Origin of the sequence: Pseudomonas sp. BN102, from assembly GCF_029871245.1 — a bacterium.
In the GTDB taxonomy this organism is placed as follows: Bacteria; Pseudomonadota; Gammaproteobacteria; order Pseudomonadales; family Pseudomonadaceae; genus Metapseudomonas.
Map to the genome: position 1 here is coordinate 1 of NZ_SSON01000052.1, position 21312 is coordinate 21312.

Annotated in this window: 14 protein-coding genes and 4 pseudogenes; 11 read left to right on the forward strand and 7 right to left on the reverse strand. The window is 63.9% G+C overall.

All coding sequences use genetic code 11. The features are described 5' to 3' along the window. The 3 genes and pseudogenes from E8F12_RS10430 to E8F12_RS10440 form a co-directional block, all read left to right on the forward strand. Nucleotides 1–819 (forward strand): annotated as a pseudogene (locus tag E8F12_RS10430) (transposase); the annotation flags it as partial. Between the two features lies 1 nt (nt 820). Next, nucleotides 821–1429 (forward strand): annotated as a pseudogene (locus E8F12_RS10435) (zinc-dependent alcohol dehydrogenase family protein); the annotation flags it as partial. Between the two features lie 332 nt (nt 1430–1761). Continuing rightward, a complete protein-coding gene (locus tag E8F12_RS10440; RefSeq protein WP_280325163.1) occupies nt 1762–3249 on the forward strand; it encodes a DUF1254 domain-containing protein in 1488 nt (495 codons plus the stop codon). A 504-nt stretch (nt 3250–3753) separates the two neighbouring features. Here the strand turns inward: E8F12_RS10440 and E8F12_RS10445 are convergent. Continuing rightward, nucleotides 3754–4218 (reverse strand): annotated as a pseudogene (locus tag E8F12_RS10445) (MFS transporter); the annotation flags it as partial. Nucleotides 4219–4858: 640 nt separating this feature from the next. Here E8F12_RS10445 and E8F12_RS10450 point away from each other — a divergent pair. Beyond that, complete coding sequence (locus tag E8F12_RS10450) at nt 4859–5647, forward strand: alpha/beta hydrolase (RefSeq protein WP_280325164.1); 789 nt, start codon at nt 4859–4861, stop codon at nt 5645–5647. Between the two features lie 143 nt (nt 5648–5790). Here E8F12_RS10450 and E8F12_RS10455 read toward each other — a convergent pair whose 3' ends face one another. Then, on the reverse strand, nt 5791–6231 hold the full coding sequence (locus E8F12_RS10455) for a MerR family transcriptional regulator (protein ID WP_280325165.1): 441 nt from the start codon (nt 6229–6231) through the stop codon (nt 5791–5793). Nucleotides 6232–6354: 123 nt separating this feature from the next. On the opposite strand from E8F12_RS10455, the gene E8F12_RS10460 reads away from it, so the two are divergent. Beyond that, on the forward strand, nt 6355–7590 hold the full coding sequence (locus E8F12_RS10460) for an NADH:flavin oxidoreductase/NADH oxidase family protein (RefSeq protein ID WP_280325166.1): 1236 nt from the start codon (nt 6355–6357) through the stop codon (nt 7588–7590). Nucleotides 7591–7731: 141 nt separating this feature from the next. Here the strand turns inward: E8F12_RS10460 and E8F12_RS10465 are convergent, their stop codons facing one another. Together E8F12_RS10465 and E8F12_RS10470 are read right to left on the reverse strand one after the other, a co-directional pair. Further along, a complete protein-coding gene (locus E8F12_RS10465) occupies nt 7732–8871 on the reverse strand; it encodes a glycerate kinase (RefSeq protein ID WP_280325167.1) in 1140 nt (379 codons plus the stop codon). A gap of 106 nt (nt 8872–8977) precedes the next feature. Then, on the reverse strand, nt 8978–10084 hold the full coding sequence (locus tag E8F12_RS10470; RefSeq protein WP_280325168.1) for a sugar diacid recognition domain-containing protein: 1107 nt from the start codon (nt 10082–10084) through the stop codon (nt 8978–8980). Between the two features lie 140 nt (nt 10085–10224). Between E8F12_RS10470 and pyk the strand changes: the two genes are divergently transcribed. The 5 genes and pseudogenes from pyk (at nt 10225) to E8F12_RS10495 (ending at nt 15196) form a co-directional block, all read left to right on the forward strand. Further along, nucleotides 10225–11676 carry a pyruvate kinase gene (gene pyk, locus E8F12_RS10475; RefSeq protein WP_280325169.1) on the forward strand — a complete coding sequence of 484 codons (1452 nt, stop codon included), beginning with the start codon at nt 10225–10227 and terminating at the stop codon, nt 11674–11676. 155 nt (nt 11677–11831) lie between these two features. Next, nucleotides 11832–12077 (forward strand): annotated as a pseudogene (gene eno / locus E8F12_RS10480) (phosphopyruvate hydratase); the annotation flags it as partial. 233 nt (nt 12078–12310) lie between these two features. Continuing rightward, a complete protein-coding gene (locus E8F12_RS10485; RefSeq protein WP_280325170.1) occupies nt 12311–13633 on the forward strand; it encodes an MFS transporter in 1323 nt (440 codons plus the stop codon). Between the two features lie 267 nt (nt 13634–13900). After that, nucleotides 13901–14656 (forward strand): SDR family oxidoreductase, encoded by a 756-nt coding sequence (locus E8F12_RS10490; protein WP_280325171.1) that lies wholly within the window; start codon nt 13901–13903, stop codon nt 14654–14656. A 129-nt stretch (nt 14657–14785) separates the two neighbouring features. Then, entirely contained in the window at nt 14786–15196 is a 411-nt protein-coding gene (locus tag E8F12_RS10495; RefSeq protein WP_280325172.1) for a cupin domain-containing protein, read from the forward strand. Nucleotides 15197–15381: 185 nt separating this feature from the next. Here the strand turns inward: E8F12_RS10495 and E8F12_RS10500 are convergent, their stop codons facing one another. The 3 genes from E8F12_RS10500 to E8F12_RS10510 all read right to left on the reverse strand — a co-directional run bounded on the left by E8F12_RS10500 (nt 15382) and on the right by E8F12_RS10510 (nt 18696). After that, entirely contained in the window at nt 15382–16134 is a 753-nt protein-coding gene (locus E8F12_RS10500) for a hypothetical protein (RefSeq protein WP_280325173.1), read from the reverse strand. Between the two features lie 181 nt (nt 16135–16315). Continuing rightward, nucleotides 16316–17842: a DUF5666 domain-containing protein gene (locus E8F12_RS10505; RefSeq protein WP_280325174.1), complete on the reverse strand. Its 1527-nt coding sequence runs from the start codon at nt 17840–17842 to the stop codon at nt 16316–16318. Then, the gene (locus E8F12_RS10510; protein WP_280325175.1) at nt 17839–18696 is read right to left on the reverse strand and encodes a DUF6502 family protein; all 858 of its coding nucleotides are present in this window, start codon (nt 18694–18696) and stop codon (nt 17839–17841) included. Before E8F12_RS10510 ends, E8F12_RS10505 begins: the two co-directional genes overlap by 4 nt. 1019 nt (nt 18697–19715) lie before the next feature. Here E8F12_RS10510 and E8F12_RS10515 point away from each other — a divergent pair. Beyond that, nucleotides 19716–20756, forward strand: a complete 1041-nt coding sequence (locus E8F12_RS10515; protein WP_280325176.1) for a sterol desaturase family protein — start codon at nt 19716–19718, stop codon at nt 20754–20756. The last annotated feature ends 556 nt before the right edge of the window (nt 20757–21312 follow it).

Here is a 21312-nt window from a genome sequence, read left to right on the forward strand (position 1 = left end):
CGCTGCATGGCGGCCGGCCTGGTCAAGGGTGAAGGCTTCGCCGTCGACGCCAGCATCATCAAGGCGGATGCCAGCCGGCAACGTGGGGTGGCGGGCGATGAGGTCGACTGGCGCGATCCGGCGCTCAGCACCCGCGCCGTGCGCGAGTACCTCGAAGCCCTCGATGAGGAAGCGCTGGCCGAAGCCCTGCCCAAGAAGATTTCGCTCACCGATCCGCAGGCACGGTGGACCGCCGCGCCAGGTGGCCCGGCCTTCTTTGCCTACGCTACCAACTACTTGATCGACACCGAGCACGGCGTGATCCTGGATGTGGAAGCCACCCCGGCGCATCGGACTGCCGAGGTCGAGTCGACCAAAACGATGGTGGAGCGCGTCGAAGCGCAGTTCGACCTCACGCCAGAACGCCTCATCGGCGATACCGCCTATGGCACAGCTCCAATGCTGGCCTGGATGGTCGAGGAGAAGGACATCGAGCCGCATGTGCCGGTGTGGGACAAGACCGAGCGCAAGGACGACAGCCTCTCCAGTAACGACTTCCACTGGAATCAGGAGGCCAACGAATACCGCTGCCCAGCCGGCAAACCGCTACGCAGTGAATGGCGCGCCTTCACCCAACCAAGATCGCGGGTGACCAAGGCCAACACCATCATCTACCGCTCCAGCCAAGCCGACTGCGCCACCTGCCCACTGAAAGCGAAGTGCTGTCCCAAAACGCCGAACCGCAAGATCGTCCGTAGCATCCATGAAGCCGCCCGCGACGTGGCGCGGTGCATCGCGAAGACGCCGGAGTACCTCCGCTCTCGCTGTGAACGCAAGAAGGATGCAGTACGTCACCGCCTGGGGCGCACTGATCGAGCAGGCCGAGCTCCGGCAGGGCGACTTCGTACTGGTCACCGCCGCGTCGAGTAGTGTAGGTCTGGCCGCTTTCCAGATGGCACGCATGGTCGGCGCCACAGCTATCGCGATTACCCGCACCCGGGCCAAGCAGCAGGCACTTCTGGACGCCGGCGCCGCTCACGTGATCGTCAGTGATGAGGAGGATATCGTCGAGCGTGTCATGGCGCTGACTGGCGGGCAAGGCGCCCGCGTGGTGTTCGACCCTGTAGGTGGACCGTCCTTTGAACCCCTCACGCAAAGTATGGCCCGTGGTGGCATCCTGCTGGAATACGGGGCGCTGAGCCCGGAGCCGACGCCGTTCCCGCTGTTCACCGTACTGGGCAAGAGCCTGACACTTAAAGGCTACCTGTACTCGGAAATCGTCTCCGACCCGGCCGCCCTGTCGCGGGCCAAGACGTTCATCCTGCAGGGGCTGGAGTCGGGAGCGCTGCGCCCGATCATTGCCAGGACCTTCGTCCTGGACGACATCCAGGAGGCGCACCGCTTCCTCGAAGCCAACCAGCAGATCGGCAAGGTCGTGGTCAGCGTCTGATCGGTACAGGAATCAGGCTGGCTGGTTTGTATTCTTCCGGCCAGTTCTTGCGCAGAGCCGAATGTCCACTTTCGGCTGTGGATTCAATCGATGGATACCGCCCCCTCCACATCTTGTTGTGTGCTTGCCACGATCTAGACTACCTACCGTCCTGCAGCGAGGAATGTTGAGCGTGAGCTTCGGCCAGATGCTCACGGCAGTTCGCAGGTTCGTCTCCCGAGCGCGACTCACACGCGATGATGTCGACGATGCCTCACTCGCTGAAACTGCTGTCCGCTGGCGTCCTGGGCTTGGCCATCAGTGCGCCGCTGCGTCCAATCAGGAGAAACCAGATGGTTTCAATGCAAAGGACGTTCGCCGTATCGGCGCTGGCTGCCGCGATGGCGTTCGTGTCTGTTGCCCATGCAGCAGACCAGGCTCCGGCCTCACCGCTGATCAATCAGATCAACAACGGCAACTGGCTAGACCCGAAAGAAGCCGAGAGCCTGCGCGATGAGCTGTACTACCAGCGTGCCATCCATGCCTATATGACCATGCTGCCGGCGCTGAACGTCATCGGCATGCGCGACGGATCGGAGAGGGAGTTCAGCGCCGGCTACAACGTCCTGCCGATCTGGAAACAGCGCATGGATTCGCGAACCATGGTGCCCTCGCCGGACGCCGACGTGATCTACGCCATGAGCTACCTGGACCTGAAGAAAACCGGCCCGTTAGTGGTGAAGGCGCCGCCGAACGTGATCGGCATGTTCACCGACTTCTTCCAGCGCACCATCACCGACGTTGGCGCCATCGGGCCCGACCGCGCGCGGGGCGGGCTCTACCTGTTGTTGCCGCCGGACTACAACGGCCCCGTACCCGCCAGCTACTTTGCGTTCAAGTCGCCTACCTACAACGTGTTCCTGTTCTTCCGCACGATCATGGCCAAGGGCGGAGGCAAGCCAGACCCGGCGCCAGCGGTGAAGGCGGCGGAAAGCACGCGCGTGTACCCGCTGTGGGCGACCGAGAAGGACGCCAAACCGATGGAATTCCCTGACGCCAGCGGCAAGCCGCTGAACATGATGTACCCAACGGACAACGAGTACTGGACGAAGCTGAAGATGTTCGTCGACTACGAGCCCGTGGAGGCAATCGATCCGGAGCTGCGCGGCGTGCTGGCGTCCATCGGCATCATCAAGGGGCAACCGTTCCAGCCCACCGACCGGCAGCAGGAACTGCTGAAAAAGGCCGTGGAAACGGCGCCGAAGATGATTCTGGCAAATCGCCAGCTGGGTCGAGAGGACGGCCGCCATCTCTACTACCCGGATCGCCAGTACGAGAACGCCTGGGCCGGCGGCACGGCCGAATGGATGCAGGACAGCTACCTGGACGTGAACCAGCGCGCCAACTTCTTCCAGTTCGCCTACTCATCTGCGCCGGCCATGGTGATGCACACCACCGGAGCGGGATCGAAGTATCCCTTCACCGCACGTGACGCCGACGGCAAATTCCTCGAGGGCAGCCACACCTACAAGCTGCGCTTGCCACCGAACGCTCCAGCCGCATTGTTCTGGGCGGTAAGCGCCTACAACATCACCGATGGCACCATGCCGGAAACCAAGCAGCTGTTGCCCTCCACCAACGGCTACTACGACATTCCCAAGCAGCCGGACGGCTCCATCGAGATCTGGTTCGGCCCGGACAAGCCCACGGATGTGGCTGACGCCGCCTTCATTCAGACCATTCCGGGTCGAAACTTCCTGGTCGCCTTGCGCCTGTATGGCGCGGAAGATGCTTTCTACGATCAGACCTGGAAACCGGATGATGTCGTCAAGGTGAAGTGACATAGGCAATGCGCTGGCGGAACGAGGAGGCCACCCGCGCTAATTTCCGCCCCACGGAGGGCGGCCCTTCGTGCCATCCGCCCTTGGCACCGGGAGACGCGCCCGTGGGGTGGGCTTCAGCCCTCCATCGGAGATCAGCGTGGGCTAAAGCGGATCGCCGCCCCGCCCACCCTGCAACGCTGCGTAACCGTTGGGCATTGGGCTGACTGCCATGGCCACGCGACCGGGACGGCGCGATCCGCCCACCTGCAGCGGAAGCTGCCATGACCAACGACCATCCTGCGAACTAGAATTTCAGTAAGGCCCCGCGGAGAAGGGTCCCTGGCCGTCGTAGCACCTTCCCCATCCGCGATGACTCGCGAAGCTTCGGCGGCCTCCTTTTGGATGAAAGGACGCATTCATCATTCCTTCACGACCGCTTCAGACTGGATGGCGATGTACTTCAGTGCCAGTCAGCAGACGGTGGATTGCCCTCTCCCGCACGGGAGAAGGCAAGTGCCAACCTTATATGTTATGGATTTCCCGATCCTTGGTTTCCGGCAGGAAGAAGGTGCCAAGAATGGCCGTCATCACGGCGATGACGATGGGGTACCACAGCCCGTAGTAGATATCCCCCGTGGCCGCCACCATGGCGAACGCCACCGTGGGCAGGAAGCCGCCGAACCAGCCATTGCCGATGTGGTAAGGGAGCGACATCGAGGTGTAGCGGATGTGCGTCGGAAAGAGCTCCACCAGCCAGGCGGCGATCGGGCCGTAGACCATGGTCACGTAGATCACCAGGATGGTCAGGAGCAACAGCACCATCGGGTAGTTGGTCTTGGACGGGTCGGCCTTCGCGGGGTAACCGGCGTCCTTGAGGGCGGCACCGAGGGTGGCGGTGAAGGCCTCGTTCTGGGCCTTGAAGTCGGCGGCCGGCATGCCGGTGCCCTCGAAGCTCTGGAACACCTGGTCGCCGACCACTCGAACACGGTGCCCAGGGACGAAGCGAAGATGACCTTGCGCTCCTCCCTGGTTATCCCGCGGTTGGGCGCGCTGCCCGTGGATGTTTCGTCGATTGCCGCCATGAGTCTTCTCCGTCTTGTTGTAGGCCGGAGTACCCCACTACCGTTGCCGCACCCAGGCCCTGGGGCTGATGTCATCGGATTGCGGATTGCGGATTGCGCGAAGCATGGAAACAAGCTGGCCTCGCATCGCTGCAAGGTCCCTGTGAAGAATAATCACCATCCCGCGGATATCCACTCGCCACACCACTCAGACCCAGGACGACGCGATTGGAGCGGCTTTTCGGACGTGCGGAATGTCATGCGAAGCGTGTCGCTTACGGGCGGCCACCGTCTGAACTTCAGCTTGAATAAGGCGTGGGCCAATTCAGCCACCGGTACTGTCGATTTCATGCCACCTCGTTCGACGATGTGAATGGGGCGCAGATCGTGCCCGCCAGCATCGAGCAGAGGCGTCGCCCCGCTACCCTGAGGGTCTCATGGCACATTTCACTCGAATCATGAACAAGCGCGTCGTCGCACTACTTCTGCCGTTGGCCACAGCGGCTTTGCTCCTCACATCGGGCATCGTCCTGCAAACGGCAGCACAAACCTCTGAGGAACCAGACATGAATCGGAACGACCAAGCTGCCCGGACTGGCTACGCCCCCGTCAACGGCCTGCGCCTCTATTTCGAGATTCACGGCGTCGCCAACCCCACACAACCGCCGCTCGTACTGCTGCATGGCGGCGGCGATACCATCCAGACGTCGTTCGGCCAGATCTTGCCGGTGCTGGCGGATGGGCGCCAGGTCATCGCCTTCGAGCAGCAGGGCTATGGACACACGGCGGATATCGCCGACCGGCCGTTCAGCTTCGAGCAGTCCGCGGACGACACGGCGGCGCTGCTGGAGTATCTGCACATCGAGAAAGCGGATCTCTTCGGGTTCAGCAACGGCGGCACCATCGCATTGCAGGTGGCTATCCGGCATCCGAATGTCGTACGCAAGCTGGTGCTGGCGTCGGCCCTCGTCAACCGCGCTGGCGCTTATCCATGGCTCTGGGACGCGATGGACAACGCCAAACTGGAGAACATGCCACAGGAACTGCAGCAGGCGTATCTCAAGGTCGCGCCCCAGCCCAAGAACCTGCGGATGATGCATGACAAGGCGGCCCGGCGCGTGCGCGACTTCAAGGACATCCCGGCCGATGCGATCAAAAGCATCACCGCGCCGACCCTCGTGGTAGTCGGCGATGCCGACGTCATCCGCCCCGAACATGCGGTAGAGATGTTTCGGCTCCTTCCGCACGCACAGCTCGCCGTGCTCCCCGGCACCGATCACATGCAGGTAACGGCGCGCACCGGTTGGCTGGCGCCGATGATCGGCGGATTTCTCGATGCGCCGGCGGCGAAGTGACAGCCTGACCATTCGCGACCGCAAGTGCGCCGGCGCCAGCTGGTAGGGTGCGCCGCGCACCAGCGGTTGAGCGTCGCGTGCGACGGCCGATCCCGCGATCCTTACGACGAGCCAGGTGCCGGGGTGATGTATCGAGGCCCCGATCAGAGCCTGGAGTCTTTTCGGGTGGCGCCCTTCCCTCCCTGCTCCCGCCACCCGGCCAACATCCGCTGGGCGTTTTCCTCGCAACCCATGCCTTCGGGTTTACCTTCGATACCGCCGATGATTTCCAGCAGACGCGCGCGACTCTGTGCCAAGCGCTGCTGCATGGCGTCGATCTCGGTGACCTTGCGCTGGAGGCTTTCCAGCAGCAGATCGTGGTTGTCGGTACGCCGGGCCGGATCGGGCATGAGGTTGCGCATCTCCTCCAGGCTGAACCCGGCCTGTTGGCCACAGGCGATGATCTCCAGGGCGTGCAGCGTCTGCTCGGGATAGTCGCGATAGCCATTGCCCAGGCGCTGGGCGCTGATCAGGCCGCTGGCTTCGTAGAAGCGGATGCGCGAGGCGGTCAGGCCGCTGCGCCGGGCAAGTTCGCCGATCTTCATTTAATTGGGGCTCCCCTATTGACCTTGAAGCTGACTTTAACCTTAGGCTTTGTCGCGACACAGCCCCGCCGTCGCCCGGTCAGCCACAAACCGACGCACGGCACCCAGCCTCCGGAGAGCCTCATGTCGCCCTTCCAACCCCTGCAATTGCCCAATGGCGCCGTCATTCCCAACCGCATCGCCAAGGCGGCGATGGAAGAGAACCTCGCCAATCAAGACCAGACCCCATCGGACCAACTGCTGCGCCTCTACCGGGCCTGGGCCGAAGGTGGCTCCGGGCTGCTGCTGACCGGCAACGTGATGGTGGATGCCCGCGCCATGACCGGCCCCGGCGGCGTCGTGCTGGAGGAAGGACAGCGGCTTGAGCGCTTCCGCGAGTGGGCGCGCATCGGCCGGGCGCAGGGGGCGCAGTTCTGGATGCAGATCAACCACCCCGGCCGGCAGATGCAGGCCAACCTCGGCCAGTCCACCGTGGCCCCTTCCGCCATTGCGCTGGACATGGGCGGGCTGTCGAAGATGTTCCCGGTACCCAAGGCGCTGGACGAGGCGGAGATCGCCGCCCTGATCCAACGCTTCGCCCGCACCGCGGCGCTGGCCGAACAGGCCGGCTTCAGCGGGGTGCAGGTGCATGCCGCCCACGGCTACCTGCTGAGCCAGTTCCTCTCGCCCCTGAGCAACCGCCGCGAGGACCGTTGGGGTGGCTCCCTGGAGAACCGCGCGCGCCTGCTGCTGGAAGTGGTGAAGGCGGTGCGCGCCCAGGTGTCGCCAGGCCTCTGCGTGGCGGTGAAGCTGAACTCGGCGGACTTTCAGCGCGGCGGGTTCGAGCCGAGCGACGCGCGCCAGGTCGTGCTCTGGCTCAGCGAACTTTCGGTGGACCTGGTGGAGCTTTCCGGCGGCAGCTACGAGGCGCCCGCCATGCAGGGCGATGCCCGTGATGGCCGCACCCTGGCCCGCGAGGCCTACTTCCTCGAGTTCGCCCGGGAGATCGCCGCCATCGCGCCCATGCCTGTGATGGTCACCGGCGGCATCCGCCGTCTGCCGGTGGTGGAACAGGTGCTAGCCAGCGGCGTGGCCATGGCCGGCATCGCCACTGCCCTGGCGGTCGACCCGACGCTGCCGGGCCTCTGGCAAGCGGGCCAGGCCCACGCCAGCGCCGAGCTGCCGCCGATCCGCTGGAAGCGCAAGGCCCTGGCCGCGCTGGCCTACATGTCCCTGGTGAAGTTCCAGATGCTCCGCCTGGCACACGGCAACCAGCCCGACCCGAATGCCTCGCCACTGCGGGCACTGCTGCAGGAGCAATGGAAGACCCTGCACCGCGCGCGGCAGTACCGGCGGTTGATGAGCAGCCGGGCGGGCTGATGCGACGCTGCTCGGGAATTGGTCAAGCCTGTCGTGTAGGGGCGAATTCATTCGCCAAGGGCAACGCAGTTGCCCCACGGGAATTCGCAGGGCAGACCTGCGGCCTGCTTGGCGATTGAAATCGCCCCTCCAGTTGCGCGGTTATTTTCGCCCGGCCAGCCTGAGCACCCGCGCGATATCGCGGGCGCGCTCACGCAGCAGGGTCGGCGCCTGGCGGCAGGCCTGGTCCAGCGTCATGGGGCCGGAGGCCAGAGAGAAAGCGGCCTCTATGCCCTGCTCGTAGATGTCCGCATAACCCTCGCCGAGGGTGCCGGCCAGGACGATCACCGGCACCTGTTGCTGCCGGGCGATGCGGGCGACACCCAGGGGCGTCTTGCCGCGCAGGGTCTGGGCATCGAAGCGCCCTTCCCCGGTGATCACCAGGTCCGCACCCTGCGTATGGCGCGCGAGCCCGGTCAGCTCCGCCACCATTTCGATACCGGGGCGGAAGCCGGCCTTGAGGAAGGCCCGCGCCGCGAAGCCGATGCCACCCGCCGCGCCACTGCCGGGGAAGTCTCGGTGGTCTTCGCCCAGCAAGGCCTGGCACAGGTTGGCGAAATGGCCGAGGGCCGCGTCCAGCAGCAGCACCTGTTCTTCGCTGGCGCCCTTCTGCCGGCCGAAGGTATTGGACGCCCCATGGGGCCCGCAGAGCGGGTTGTCGACGTCGGCGGCGAGCTCGAATTGCACATCCGCCAGACGCGGGTCCAGGCCGTCGATATCGATCCGTGCCAGGCCGGCCAGCGGCAGGCCGCCGGGTGGCAGCTCCGCACCGGCCGCATCGAGGAAGCGTGCACCGAGAGCCTTCAGCATGCCGGCGCCGCCATCGTTGGTCGCACTGCCACCGACGGTGAGTATGACTTTACGCACGCCAAGCTCCAGTGCCTCTCGGATCAGCTCGCCCGTGCCCTGGGTGGAGCTGACGCAGGCATCGCGGCGATCCAGGGCGACCAGTTGCAGGCCACTGGCTTCGGCCATTTCAATGATCGCCGTGCGGGATTCCGGCAGCCAGCCCCAGCGTGCTTCCACGGGCTCGCCCATCGGCCCGCTGACCCGGCTGCTGCGACGCTCGCCGGCCAGCGCCGCGAGGATGGCATCGACCGTACCTTCTCCACCATCGGCCATCGGGCACTTGACCAGCTCGGCTTCGGGAAACACTTCTTGCAGGCCCAGTTCGATGGCGCGGGCCACTTCGGCAGCGCTCAGGCTGTCCTTGAACGAATCGGGGGCTATGACGATTTTCATGGATCACTCCAACTCCGGCGAGGCTCCATGCTGTCATGCCACCCAGCGCGTCGCCTTGTTCAAATGAACAAGGCGCCATCGCAGGCACTGTGCAACCTGACAAAGCTCAGAAGTCGGCATCGACGGCCAGCAGCTGCACGCCGAGATAGAGCTCCACGAGGTCGTTCAGCCGGGTCACGTCCTTGCCGCTCAGCTCGGCGATCCGCTCCATGCGGTAACGCAGGCTGTTGCGGTGGATGCCCAGGGCGTCGGCGCAGGCCTGGGGCTGGCCGTCATGCTCGCACCAGCTGCGCAGCGTGCGCATCAGCTGGCCGTTGCTGTCGCGGGACTGGATCTCCAGGAGCGGCGCCAGGAGTTCGCCGATCGCATCTTCCTCGCGGTGGGTCCAGAGCAAGGTATGCAGGCGGCAGCGGGCCAAGGAAAGGTGCTGGCGGTCCGGCTTCACCGCTTGCCCGTAGGCCAGCAACTCGGCGACCCGGTGGCAGCCCCGGCGCAAGCCGTGGACATCGTCGGCGGGCACCCCCGAGGCGATACGCGCCACCTTCCAGCCATGGTTCTTCAGCCGTTCGATGAGGCGCAGCGGGTCGATACCCGGGTTCGACGGGCAGCACCAGAGCACGGTGTGGGACGACGGCATGATGCACCAGCTGTCCGCATAGCGCGCACCCAGCCACTCGGCCAGGGTCGCCGCGGAGGGGCCTTCGCCTATGTCGATCAGGTAGGGCGTGCGTCCCAGATTGGGCTTCAGGCCCAGCTGCTGGGCTTCGTCGATCAGCCGCTGGGAGCCGCCGGTCTCCCCGAGCAACACCGCCAGCAGGTCGTCGCTGCGTTGCTTGCGCCACTGCCGCTCGGCCTGCATGTGGCTCTGGTCCACCAGCATCTCGGCGGTCATTCGCACAAGTTCGGCGTAGGTACGCAGGGTCTGGGGCTCGCCCGAGATGCCGAGCACGCCGATCAGTTCGTCGTCGTGCATCAGCGGCAGATTGATGCCCGGCAGCACCCCCTTGAGGTTGCGCGCGGCCTGCTCGTCGATCTCGACGATGCGCCGGTTGGCCAGCACCAGTTGGGCGCCTTCGTGGCGGGTGTTGATGCGATTCTTCTCGCCGCTGCCGAGGATCAGCCCCTGGCTGTCCATGACGTTCACGTTGTACGGCAGGATCGCCATCGTGCGGTCGACGATGTCCTGGGCGAGCTGGTGGGTGAGTTCGAACATGCGGGCGGATCCAGGTGACGGACTTGTTCAAACATACAACAAGTCTTCCGGAGCGTTGTCATTCCGCCCAAATGATCCACCATGCCTGCGCCATAGACTCCCTGGGGACCCACCACCCCGACCGCCAACAGGAAGTCGTCATGCGCAAACGCCGAACCAAGATCGTCGCCACCATTGGCCCCGCCAGCAGCAGCCCGGAAGTGATAGAGCGGATGATCCTCGCCGGGATGGATGTCGCCCGGCTCAACTTCTCCCACGGCTCGCCGGAAGAGCACATCACCCGTGCGCAGCTGATTCGCGAGACCGCCGCCCGCCATGGCCGCCATGTCGCCCTGCTGGGCGATCTGCAGGGGCCGAAGATCCGCATTGCCAAATTCAGCGGCAAACGCATCCAGCTGACCGTGGGCGACCGCTTCAGCCTGTCGGTCAGCCACCCGCTGGCGGAAGGCAACCAGGAGGTGGTGGGCATCGACTACCCCGAACTGGTAGGCGACTGCCAGGTGGGCGACGAGCTGCTGCTGGACGATGGCCGCGTGGTAATGCTGGTGGAGGCGAAATCCGCCGACGCCCTGCATTGCCGCGTGCTGGTGGGCGGGCCGCTGTCCGACCACAAGGGCATCAACCGCCGCGGCGGCGGCCTGACCGCTCCCGCGCTGACCGACAAGGACAAAGCCGACATCCGCCTCGCCGCCGCCATGGGCCTCGACTACCTGGCGGTATCCTTCCCCCGCGACGCCGCCGACATGGAGTACGCCCGGAGGCTACGCGACGAGGCCGGCAGCGACGCCTGGCTGATCGCCAAGATCGAGCGTGCCGAAGCCGTGGCCTGCGACGAAACCCTGGATCGGCTGATCGAGGCCTGCGATGGCGTGATGGTCGCCCGTGGCGACCTTGGCGTGGAGATCGGCGACGCCGAGCTGGTGGGCATCCAGAAGAAGATCATTCTTCACGCGCGCCAGCACGACAAGGCGGTGATAGTCGCCACCCAGATGATGGAATCCATGATCGGCAGCCCCATGCCGACCCGCGCGGAGGTGTCGGATGTCGCCAACGCGGTGCTGGACTGCGCCGATGCCGTGATGCTCTCGGCCGAAAGCGCGGCCGGCAGCTACCCGGTGGAGGCCGTCGAGGCCATGGCGCGCATCTGCGTCGGTGCCGAGAAACACCCCATCAGCGAAAAGTCCGGCCACCGCCTGGGCAACCGCTTCGTTCGCTGCGACGAGAGCATCGCCTTGGCAGCCATGTACGCCGCCAACCACTTCCAGGATGTGAAAGCCATCATCGCCCTCACTGAAAGTGGCTACACGCCGCTGGTGATGTCACGCATCCGCTCCGCCGTGCCCATCTTCGCCCTCTCGCCCCACGCTTCCACCCAGGCCCGCACCTGCCTCCTGCGCGGGGTGTATCCGGTGCCCTTCGACCCGTCCGCCCACGCGCCCAATGGAGTCAGCCGCGCCGCCGTGGAAGCCCTGGTGGAGCGCGGCCTGCTCGGCGCCGGCGACTGGCTGGTGCTGACCAAGGGCGACAGCTACAGCGCTTCCGGCGGCACCAATGGCATGAAGCTGCTGCAGGTCGGCCAACCCATCCTCTGAATCCGGAGCCCAGCGATGCACCCGCACGACGAGCACGAAACCCTACCCCACACGGCGTGGCCCCGGGACTTCGACGTCCGCGCCAGTCGCGCCGAGCAGCAGGAGCTGCTCGCCCCTCCCCCCAATCACCAACAAACAGAACAAGGTGAAGCGCCATGACCCGGACCGCAGCGATCCAGCAGGTTACCGCCCGCGAAATCCTCGACTCCCGTGGCAACCCCACGGTCGAAGCCGTGGTCAGGCTCGAGGACGGCAGCCGGGGCACCGCCAGCGTGCCGTCCGGAGCCTCCACCGGCTCGCGGGAAGCCCTCGAATTCCGTGATGACGGGCCGCGCTACGGGGGCAAGGGCGTGCTGCAGGCGGTGGCCAACGTCAACGGCGAGATCGGCCGACGCCTGCTCCGCATCGAGGAAGCGCTCGGCGCCGCTGCCCGCTATGACGCAAGCGGCCTGCACAAGGCCATCTGACCATCCGTCCCGGCGCGCTGTACGGCGCCGGGGCTTTTTTGTGCAAAAGCACAGTTTTCGCCGGGTAAAGGCGTGCAAATACCCGATGACCACGCCGACTCGCTTCAACCAAGCTGTCGCCCCAGCGAACCCCCATAAGAACAACAAGTCCTGAGGAACCGATCGACATGAATCCCTCGACCCACGAAGCCGGTGCACTGGACGGCAACAGCGTCTACCGCCGCATCACCCTGCATCTGATCCCCTTCATCTTCATCTGCTACCTGTTCAACTACCTGGACCGCGTCAACGTCGGCTTCGCCAAGCTGCAGATGCTCGACGCGCTGAAATTCAGCGAGACCGTCTACGGCCTCGGCGCCGGCATCTTCTTCATCGGCTATGTACTCTGCGGCCTGCCCAGCAACCTGGCGCTGAGCCGCTTCGGCCCACGGCGCTGGATCGGCGTGATGATGATCGCCTGGGGCACCCTCTCCACTTGCCTGCTGTTCGTCACCACCCCGACCCAGTTCTATGCGCTGCGCCTGCTCACCGGCGCCGCCGAGGCCGGCTTCTTCCCCGGCATCGTGCTCTACCTTTCGCAGTGGTATCCGAGTCATCGCCGTGGCCGGATCATGGCGCTGTTCATGTCCGCCATTCCCGTCTCCGGCCTGCTGGGCGGCCCCTTCTCCGGCTGGATCCTCAACCATTTCGCAGTCGGCCAGGGTGGCCTCGCCGCCTGGCAGTGGATGTTCCTGATCCAGGGGCTGCCGACTGTGGTGCTTGGCCTTCTGGCCTTCATGCTGCTGTGCGACAAGGTCGGCGATGCCCGCTGGCTGTCGCCTCGGGAGCGCCAGCTGGTCGCGTCGGACATTGCCGCCGATGAGCGCGCCCGGCCGCAAGTAGAGAAAACCTCCATCGGCGCCATTCTCACCATGCCCTTCATCTGGGTGCTGGGGTTCATCTACTTCTGCATCCAGGCCGGGGTCTACGCCATCAACTTCTGGCTGCCCTCGATCATCAAGGGGCTAGGCTTCAGCGACGCCCTGGTGATCGGCTGGATCAGCGCCATCCCCTACTTGCTGGCGGGTGTGTTCATGGTGCTGGTCGGCCGCTCGGCGGACCTGCACAACGAACGGCGCTGGCACCTGGTGGTGCCGATGCTGATGGGCGCCGGCGGGCTGATCATCGCCGCCAACTTCGCCGGCACCCCGGCCATCGCCATTCTCGGCCTGACCATCGCCACCATGGGCGCCCTCACCGGCCTGCCAATGTTCTGGCCGCTGCCCACCGCCTTCCTCAGCGCCAGCGTGGCGGCCGGAGGCCTGGCCCTGATCAACTCGATTGGCCAGATGGCCGGTTTTCTCAGCCCCTACATCGTCGGCTGGATCAAGGACCAGACCGGTTCCACCGATGTCGCGCTCTACTCCCTCGCCGGCCTGACCGTGGTCGGCGCCATCGTGGCCCTGCGCGTCAGCCGCAACACCGCGACCGAGGCCGCAGAGGCCGCCTGAGTCGAAGCCGCGGCGGAGAACCTGTTCCCGGGTTCTCCGCCTTTCCTTCCTGGGCTTCAGGTGACGCCTCCATACACAGACGTTCGTCAGCCTGTGGACTGAGCCCACGGGATCACTGCACTGGCGCTTTTCCAGAGCTTGCAGCTTGCGTCAGGGGGCTACACTCAAAGTCGCCCTGCAACCGGGAGCGCCCTGCTACGCCAGTCGGGCGCTTCTCCCATGCCGCCCGATGTCCTCCGCGGCGTCCATCCCTAGGGAGGCACACTCATGAAGATCGTAGTCATTGGGGGAACCGGCCTGGTCGGAACCCAGCTCTGCGCGAACCTGCGCCAACAGGGACATGATGTCCTCGCGGCCTCGCCGAAATCGGGAGTCAACGCTGTCACCGGTGAAGGCCTGCAGAAGGCGCTTGAAGGTGCCGATGTCGTCGTCGACGTCGCGAACTCACCGTCGTTCGAGGATGCTGCCGTGCTGGACTTCTTCGAGAAATCCGGACGTAACCTCTCCGCTGCGGAAAAGGCCGCCGGGATCAGGCATCACGTTGCCCTCTCCGTCGTAGGCACTGAGCGGATGCTGGAAAGTGGCTACTTCCGGGCCAAGATGGCCCAGGAGAAGCTGATCAAGGAGTCGGGAGTTCCCTATTCCATCCTGCGGGCCACGCAGTTCTTCGAGTTCATCGGCGCCATCGCCCACTCCGGAACCCAGGGCGATACCGTTCGCCTGCCCGCGGCCTCACTGCAGCCGATCGCCTCGGCCGACGTCGCGGCGGCACTGGCGAAAATCGCCGAGCAACCACCCAGCAACCAGACGGTAGAGGTGGCTGGACCTGACCGGCAGCCGATCGCCTCGTTCGTCAGAGCCTACCTTCAGCACAACGGCGACCCGCGGGCGGTGATTTCGGACGCCCAGGCCACTTACTTTGGCGCACCGATCGACGATCGGTCGCTGACCCCCGGCGCCAATCCGCTCATCGGAACCAACCACTACGAGACCTGGCTCAAGAACTCCGCCCCTCCGCGCTGACGGGCAGACCGATGAAGTGTCCCCGCCGACAGGTGGTGACCGCGATTTGCGGATCGCCGCCTGCCAGCCCTCGACATCCCATTCGACGCAATCAGACGTATCCCAGGAACTCCAGATGAGGAGAGCCTCATGCAAATCCATCATCTCTTCGCCCTGCTTTCCCTGTTGTGCGCCGGGGTCGCCATGGCCCAGGACAAGCCTGCCACCCCGCCGCCCCCGGTCGTCGAGACCGTGATGGTCAAACCGCTTCCCGAGTACCCCGGCAAGGAAGTGCTGATGATCACGGTGGAGTATCCGCCCGGTGGCGCCGATCCGGTTCATCGTCATGACGCGCATGGTTTCATCTACGTACTCGAGGGCTCCGTCGTCATGGGCGTGGCCGGCGGCAAGGAGGTCACGCTGATGCCCGGAGAGAGCTTCCATGAAGGTCCGGAAGACGTGCACACCGTTGGGCGCAACGCCAGCAAGGAGAAGCCCGCCAAGTTCCTGGTGTTCCTACTGAAGGATGTGAAAAAGCCCCCGCTGATTCCGGTGAATTGACTGGAGCCACCGGGCCAGGAGGATGGTGGTCCAGGTCGAAGGCAGACGGTCCCGAACCTCTGCTTTCGGCTGCGGACTCAGCCGCTCGACCAGGAAAGACATGCTTTGCGGGGGAGTAGAAGACTCGCGCTCCGGGAAAGGAGACGAATCACGGACCTGGCCTGGCTAGACCACAGGCAAGCGATTCAGAACGAGTGGCTGAGCATCAAGCCACCGCCAGAGTCGGGGCTGGCATCGGAAAATCCTTTGAGGGCATACAGCTGGACCCTCCAGGACGGGCTGAGCCTTTGTGTCAGGAACAGGGTGAATTCCTGGATCTCATCGCCATCGGAGGTCACTTTCTGTCGCCAGTCATAGGCTGCGCCCGCGGAGGTTCCGGGCGCTAGCCCAGTCACGAAGCCGAGCGAAGCAAAAATCGGATCGTGGAGGTTGGTTTCCGAGGGATCGCCGAACTTCTTCCAGCCCAAAGTGGCGAAGCCGCTGACGGCACCGAAGGCCTGCGTGACGTCGAACTGGGCGGAGAAGTCAGTCTTGCCGGTTCCGAGGCAGTTGTCTTCATCGGCCGTCGGTAGCTTGACCTTGCCGATCAGCTCCAGGATCAGCCCATCACCTCGACTGCCGTCCAACAGCGCGTAGTTCGCGCTCGCTACTGTGTCCCCCAGGCCCTTTTCAACGCTGCCGCAATCCCCTGGCAATGGTTCACCATCCGGCCCCACCGAGGGGTTGGTGATGCGCAGGTACGGGATGGTCAACTTGTAGATCATGAGGCCGGTTTCGTACTTGGCGACCACCGGGACATACCAGGTCTCGCTGGTCGTCGGTGTCCCATATCTTCCCCGTGAGTAATCAAGCCCTGAAGAAACCGTGAGCGCATCGGCAAGGGTCGGCAAGGCCAGGGACGCCAGAAGGCCCGGCATGATCAGGCGAGCAGCTCTCATGTTTACCTCGTTGCAATCCGGACATCGAAGTTCACACCACGATCAAAGCCTTGGCCCTGGCGGAAACTACAGGGAGCCCGGTTACCCGGTTCACGTCAGGACGCTGACCCTGCTTAGCTTAGCCGGCCAACTGCTGCCCGCTTGGGCATATGCCCGCCTGCAACAGCGCTGGATCACGCCTCTAGTGCTGCCCGGACCGATCCACCTTATCGACCCGCTCCACCCGTTCAACATGGTCTGGTCGCTCAACCTGCTCTGGTCGTTCGACGCGTTCAGGCTTGTCCACCCTCTCGACACGCTCGACGCGTTCAACCCGCTCCGGTTTATCGATAGGGTCCGGCCGTTCGATTCGCTCGATTCTCTCGATCCGCTCGACCCGCACACCGTTCTCGAAAATTTCGATCCGCTCCCGGGTTTCCAGGCGGTCACCGGAATCGCGTATTTCTATCCGCTCACGACGTTCCAGTTCACCGGTAGGGGATTCCACTCTGCGCTCGATTCGCTCCCGGGTCTCGCCATCGTCGCTCCGTTCGATTCTCTCCCGCGTCTCGCCATCGCTGCTGCGCTCGCGGGTCTCAGACTCGATGCCATCCCGACCGGAACCGCTATTCTCGTGTTCCTCGGTATCTTCCGTAGACGAGCCCTGGTGGCCGGAACCCTCGCGGATGGAGGCCGCGGGCTGCTCCCGGGAGAATTCGATGCGCACGGCCCGGATTTCACGCCCCTTCTCAAACACGCCGGACACCCGGATGCGCTTGTCGACTGCAAGATCGGCAATCTGCCCGTCGAGATAGGACGTATCGCTGTCCACATGGGCCGTGAATCCGCCGAACTCGATGCGATTGCCCTTCTGTCCGCGCACCAGGCCTTCCACCAGCGCGTTACGCACCCGTCCGGCGAAGGGAATGCCAGGATCGCTCCGCGTCTGGACGACGTTCAGTTGCCTGCCATTCCAGGTGCCGCGCACCAGGACCTCGCCGCTAGGCGCCAACGGCTTGCTGAGGGCCAGACCTTGCAGGTTACCGGGTCGCTCGATCGCACCAATGGCGCTGACCTGAGCCAGCTTCGGTGCCCGCTCGATCCGGCTGGCGACCACTTCGCCCAGGGCATTGCGCAATCCACTGACCCGTACCGGCTCACCGATGCGCAGACCTTCCGCCACACGGGCCCGTGCGGCAACGCGAACGGGCTGTCCCATCACTCGCATCGGAGCAGCGCCCGTTGCCACATCGGTGATCGGACCTTCATAGGCATGGAGGATCGCGATGCTCCGCGCCTCGAGGCCGCGTGGCGATTTTCTCGCTTCTACCGCCACGACTTGGCCAATGGCCAATTGGTTGCTGCTGGCGGGTACGCCGTTCTCAGTCAGCGAAGCCTTGTCATCGAAGTGCACTTCCACGCCGTTCACGCAGATGGAGCCGAACCCGGTAATGGTTCCCACAATGCCCGTACCACCGATTCCACCTTCATCGGCAGGTGCACCGGTACCGCCCATTCCACCGTTGTTGGCTGGTGCGCCGGTGCCACCTATGCCGCCGTTATCGGCTGGTGCGCCCGTACCGCCGATACCGCCAGTCGCAACGGCGCCCGTTCCTCCCATGCCGCCCGGCTCAAGGCAAACCGGTGCGGCGCTCAGCGTGGGAGAAGCCAGCAGCAACGGGCCGCAAAGGAAAGCGAAGGCACACAACAAGCGCGTGGCAGTGCTCATGACGAACTGGCCGTTGTCGAGTCGTCGGGTACTTCTGGCGGATTGGATTCAGTGTAGAAATAAAGGCCGATGGTGATGCGCTGCCTGGCATCGGGAGGCGGAATGTCTCGTTCCTCCAACTCGGCTGCCAACTGGTTGAAGCCGATCAGCACCTGCATGCCGTCTACCTTGACGGCTTCGCGCAATTGGTCGACAGCGGCGGCCGACAAGCTGTCGTAGTGGACACTGCGTTCGAAGAAAGGCGTCCCGTCTTCGGTCAGGTTGTGCACCGCGGCGCAGGCATGGTCGTGAAGGTTGTGCCGGAAATAGGCTGCCTTCTCGTCAAACCCCCGTTGCGGAATGAACGCCATCGTCTCCAGGTGGATCTGGTCCTGATCGTCCGTTCGCACAATGCCCAGACGCAGCCACTCGTCCAGCACGACGCGGGCACGGATATCCTTGCTGACCTGGGCCACCAGCCCATCGAACGAGCACTCGCCACCAACGCTGGCCAGGCGAGCCAGGGGCAGCGGCCGGCCGGGCTCCGCGCAGAACGGCGAGTTGTTCAGCCAGACACTGACCAGGTGCGCCCCAAACGAAATATCCTCGGGCAGGACGGCCGCCCGCCCCGCCGCCATGGCCCGCAAGCGTCTGACGTCCTTGCGGTGCACCCCCGTCAGCAGGCTGATCCTGCTGTCGGTCGGCGGCTTGTCGTCGAGGCGAAACTCGCGCTCGGCGACATCAACGAATACCTCCTTGAGCAGATCGGCAAAGCTGGAATAGGTGACCCCCTTCTTGAGCATCAGCCTCACCAATGGGCGCATGACGTGTTTCAGCGCCGGTAATAGAGACGGAGGCAAAGTGGGTAATTGCATTCAAGGCATTCCTCAAGAACAGTACCGAGCGGGAAAGCTCTCTATTTGCAGCATGAAAAGGCAACTGCGGTTGCCGCACTATCCTTGCAGGCCAGTCAGAATCTATGCGTGGGAATTTTTCCCACAATTTGAGGCTAGTTCTGCCAGCCCGAGTGTCAACGACCGAATATCAGACTCGTGGCAGATGTGGGCGACTTGAAACACAGGCCCCGGCGAAGACGCCGTGGAAGTCGCGCCACCACCGACCGATCGCACCTGCCATTGCAGTGCGCAGAGCCGCGTTCGCCGTACTCGGCTTCCCATTCCCGGTGCCGCCGGAGAATCGCATTACCCCGAGGCTGCCCGGACAGGGAGGAAACCTTCCGTGACGAAGAAACCCGGCACGAGGGGCTTCTAATGGTTCCATCGGCACTTGATGAGACGTAAGGATCAAGTGACGGGAACCTCCACCAGAAACTCCCCCGCAAGACAAATCCGCTCAGGGGTAGGCTTCGGGAGCCTGATGCTCTCTCTCGCAAGGCCATTGGCTTCCAGTTCAGCGGCAGCTCGTTCGAACAGTTCATCCAGCAGGAGCATTGCTGCGTCTTTTGCTCCTATGCTTCGGTCCCGTGCCCACCTCGCCAGGGACAGGCCAAGCCCCCCACTCGGTCCAAAGAATAGGACGGGACCTCGAATTCCTCGGGTGTTCATGCTGGTGGAAACCGCCTATCGACATCCTGTCGAAGGGGCCTGCTGTATCCGTTTCTTTTTTTGACAGTAAGAATCATTGGCAAATAATATCGTGCCTATTACTGAACCTGGCCGACGTGGGACATGGCGCTGCATCGGCACACCGTCTTCGACTGCGATTTGTACGCCTCCGCATACGGCTCAGTGGACCTCATTCCCCCAGGAGCGCAGCGCCAACTCCAGGTTCGAACCGAAACAGGGCCGATGCGTGCCTTTCGGGTCGATTCAGTACCCGGCGGCTGGCAGGCAACCGGCCAACTCCACTGTCCTTTGACGAAGACTCGCTCGCCGTGGACGTTCTCCCGCTTATCTACAGCCACCTGACCGATTTGGTGATCGATCCGGTCACCAGGCAGTTCTCAGGCATTTTCGATCTGAACGGTCGCCTTGGCGTGCTGTTTCTCTTCGTCTCCTACACAGTCGCTTACTGCTTGTTTCGATTCAGGAAACATCGTGGCCTGACCGACGCACTTTCGTTCTGGCAGTTCATCGGCGGCAACCGGGTCAATTTCCATCGCTCGGCGTTGCTGGACTACCGGTACTACTTCGTGCGGGCCATCCTGAAAATCACCCTGGTTCTGCCCATCGTCGGCCTGGTCGATCCTTTCATCCTGCGTTCCGGGGATTACATCGCCTTTTTCACCAACCTGTGGGGCGCGCGCCCGCAACCAGGTGAGAACCTCTCACTCTCGCTGGTCTACGGGCTGGGGGTGTTTCTGGTGAAAGACTTCGTGCATTACTGGGCTCATCGAGCCTTTCATTCCCGATGGCTATGGGCGTTTCACAAAGTCCATCATTCCGCGCCTGTCCTGGTGCCGGCGACGGCGAGCCGGGTTCACTTCGTGGAAAAGATCGTCGAGAAACTGACCACCGCCGTTTGCCTCGGCTTCTACGCAGGTGTCTTCTGGTATGCCTGTGGTGGGGAAATCAGCCGCTATACCCTGTTCGGCGTGACCTATCTGGTGTTCATCTTCAATGGATTGGCGGCAAACCTGCGTCACAGCCATGTATGGCTTTCGTTCGGTCCTGTAATCGAGCATGTGCTGAACAGCCCGGCCCAGCACCAGATTCACCACAGTGACGCGCCCCGGCACTTCAACAAGAACTTCGGTACCAACCTGTCACTCTGGGACTGGATGTTCGGTACGCTCTATGTCACCACCGCGAAGCCCGAGAGCATTCGATTCGGTACCCGAGAACGAGATCACGACCGGTACCTGACGATCTACAGCCTGATCGTCACCCCCTTTGTTGATACGGCCCGCAAGATCATCCTGGCGAAACGTCCGCAGCCGGTTCCACCCGAAGCATCCAAAACGCCCTATTCATAGTCGGCGACGTTGGTCCACGGCTTGCCGGCACTGCACGATGCGCAACATATCCAGCCTCTCCCGGATGTCATGGCGCGATCACGATATTGAGAGGCCGAAGGAAAAATTCCACGCACGGGCCAGGGCGCGCTGATTCTCAGTCTGGAGCAGGCACGGAGCGGTGATGGAACGCCAGGTCAAGCGGGTGAAAGCCCCAAACCCGGACCTCCATTTCCGTGCACAGACGAGGTACGTGGGCCGTGCGACAGGATTAGCAAAGGGAGCCGCAGGCCCCGCGACTCTTCAGGGCTTGCGACTCCTAGCTGATCCGCCCCTCAAGCTCCCGGGACGTCTTCTACTGAAATGCCTGCGCGTTCATCGCCGAACTCGCTGGCCTAGTTCTGCACCTCGACCACGTCGACATCCGGTGCATCGGGCGCGTCAGGGGCGTCAGGGGCGTCAGGGGCGTCCTCGGCAGCTTCTCGGGCTGCATCCTCGGCGTCTTCAGCAGCTTCCCTGGCTGCATCTGCAGCATCTTCAGCAGCCTCTCTGGCTGCATCTGCGGCATCATCGTCAG

Bases quoted from the DNA above. Each gene is read 5' to 3' on its own strand.
- E8F12_RS10440 (WP_280325163.1), top strand. From the start codon at position 1,762: ATGGTTTCAATGCAAAGGACGTTCGCCGTATCGGCGCTGGCTGCCGCG.
- E8F12_RS10450 (WP_280325164.1), top strand. From the start codon at position 4,859: ATGAATCGGAACGACCAAGCTGCCCGGACTGGCTACGCCCCCGTCAAC.
- E8F12_RS10455 (WP_280325165.1), bottom strand. From the start codon at position 6,231: ATGAAGATCGGCGAACTTGCCCGGCGCAGCGGCCTGACCGCCTCGCGC.
- E8F12_RS10460 (WP_280325166.1), top strand. From the start codon at position 6,355: ATGTCGCCCTTCCAACCCCTGCAATTGCCCAATGGCGCCGTCATTCCC.
- E8F12_RS10465 (WP_280325167.1), bottom strand. From the start codon at position 8,871: ATGAAAATCGTCATAGCCCCCGATTCGTTCAAGGACAGCCTGAGCGCT.
- E8F12_RS10470 (WP_280325168.1), bottom strand. From the start codon at position 10,084: ATGTTCGAACTCACCCACCAGCTCGCCCAGGACATCGTCGACCGCACG.
- pyk (WP_280325169.1), top strand. From the start codon at position 10,225: ATGCGCAAACGCCGAACCAAGATCGTCGCCACCATTGGCCCCGCCAGC.
- E8F12_RS10485 (WP_280325170.1), top strand. From the start codon at position 12,311: ATGAATCCCTCGACCCACGAAGCCGGTGCACTGGACGGCAACAGCGTC.
- E8F12_RS10490 (WP_280325171.1), top strand. From the start codon at position 13,901: ATGAAGATCGTAGTCATTGGGGGAACCGGCCTGGTCGGAACCCAGCTC.
- E8F12_RS10495 (WP_280325172.1), top strand. From the start codon at position 14,786: ATGCAAATCCATCATCTCTTCGCCCTGCTTTCCCTGTTGTGCGCCGGG.
- E8F12_RS10500 (WP_280325173.1), bottom strand. From the start codon at position 16,134: ATGAGAGCTGCTCGCCTGATCATGCCGGGCCTTCTGGCGTCCCTGGCC.
- E8F12_RS10505 (WP_280325174.1), bottom strand. From the start codon at position 17,842: ATGAGCACTGCCACGCGCTTGTTGTGTGCCTTCGCTTTCCTTTGCGGC.
- E8F12_RS10510 (WP_280325175.1), bottom strand. From the start codon at position 18,696: ATGCAATTACCCACTTTGCCTCCGTCTCTATTACCGGCGCTGAAACAC.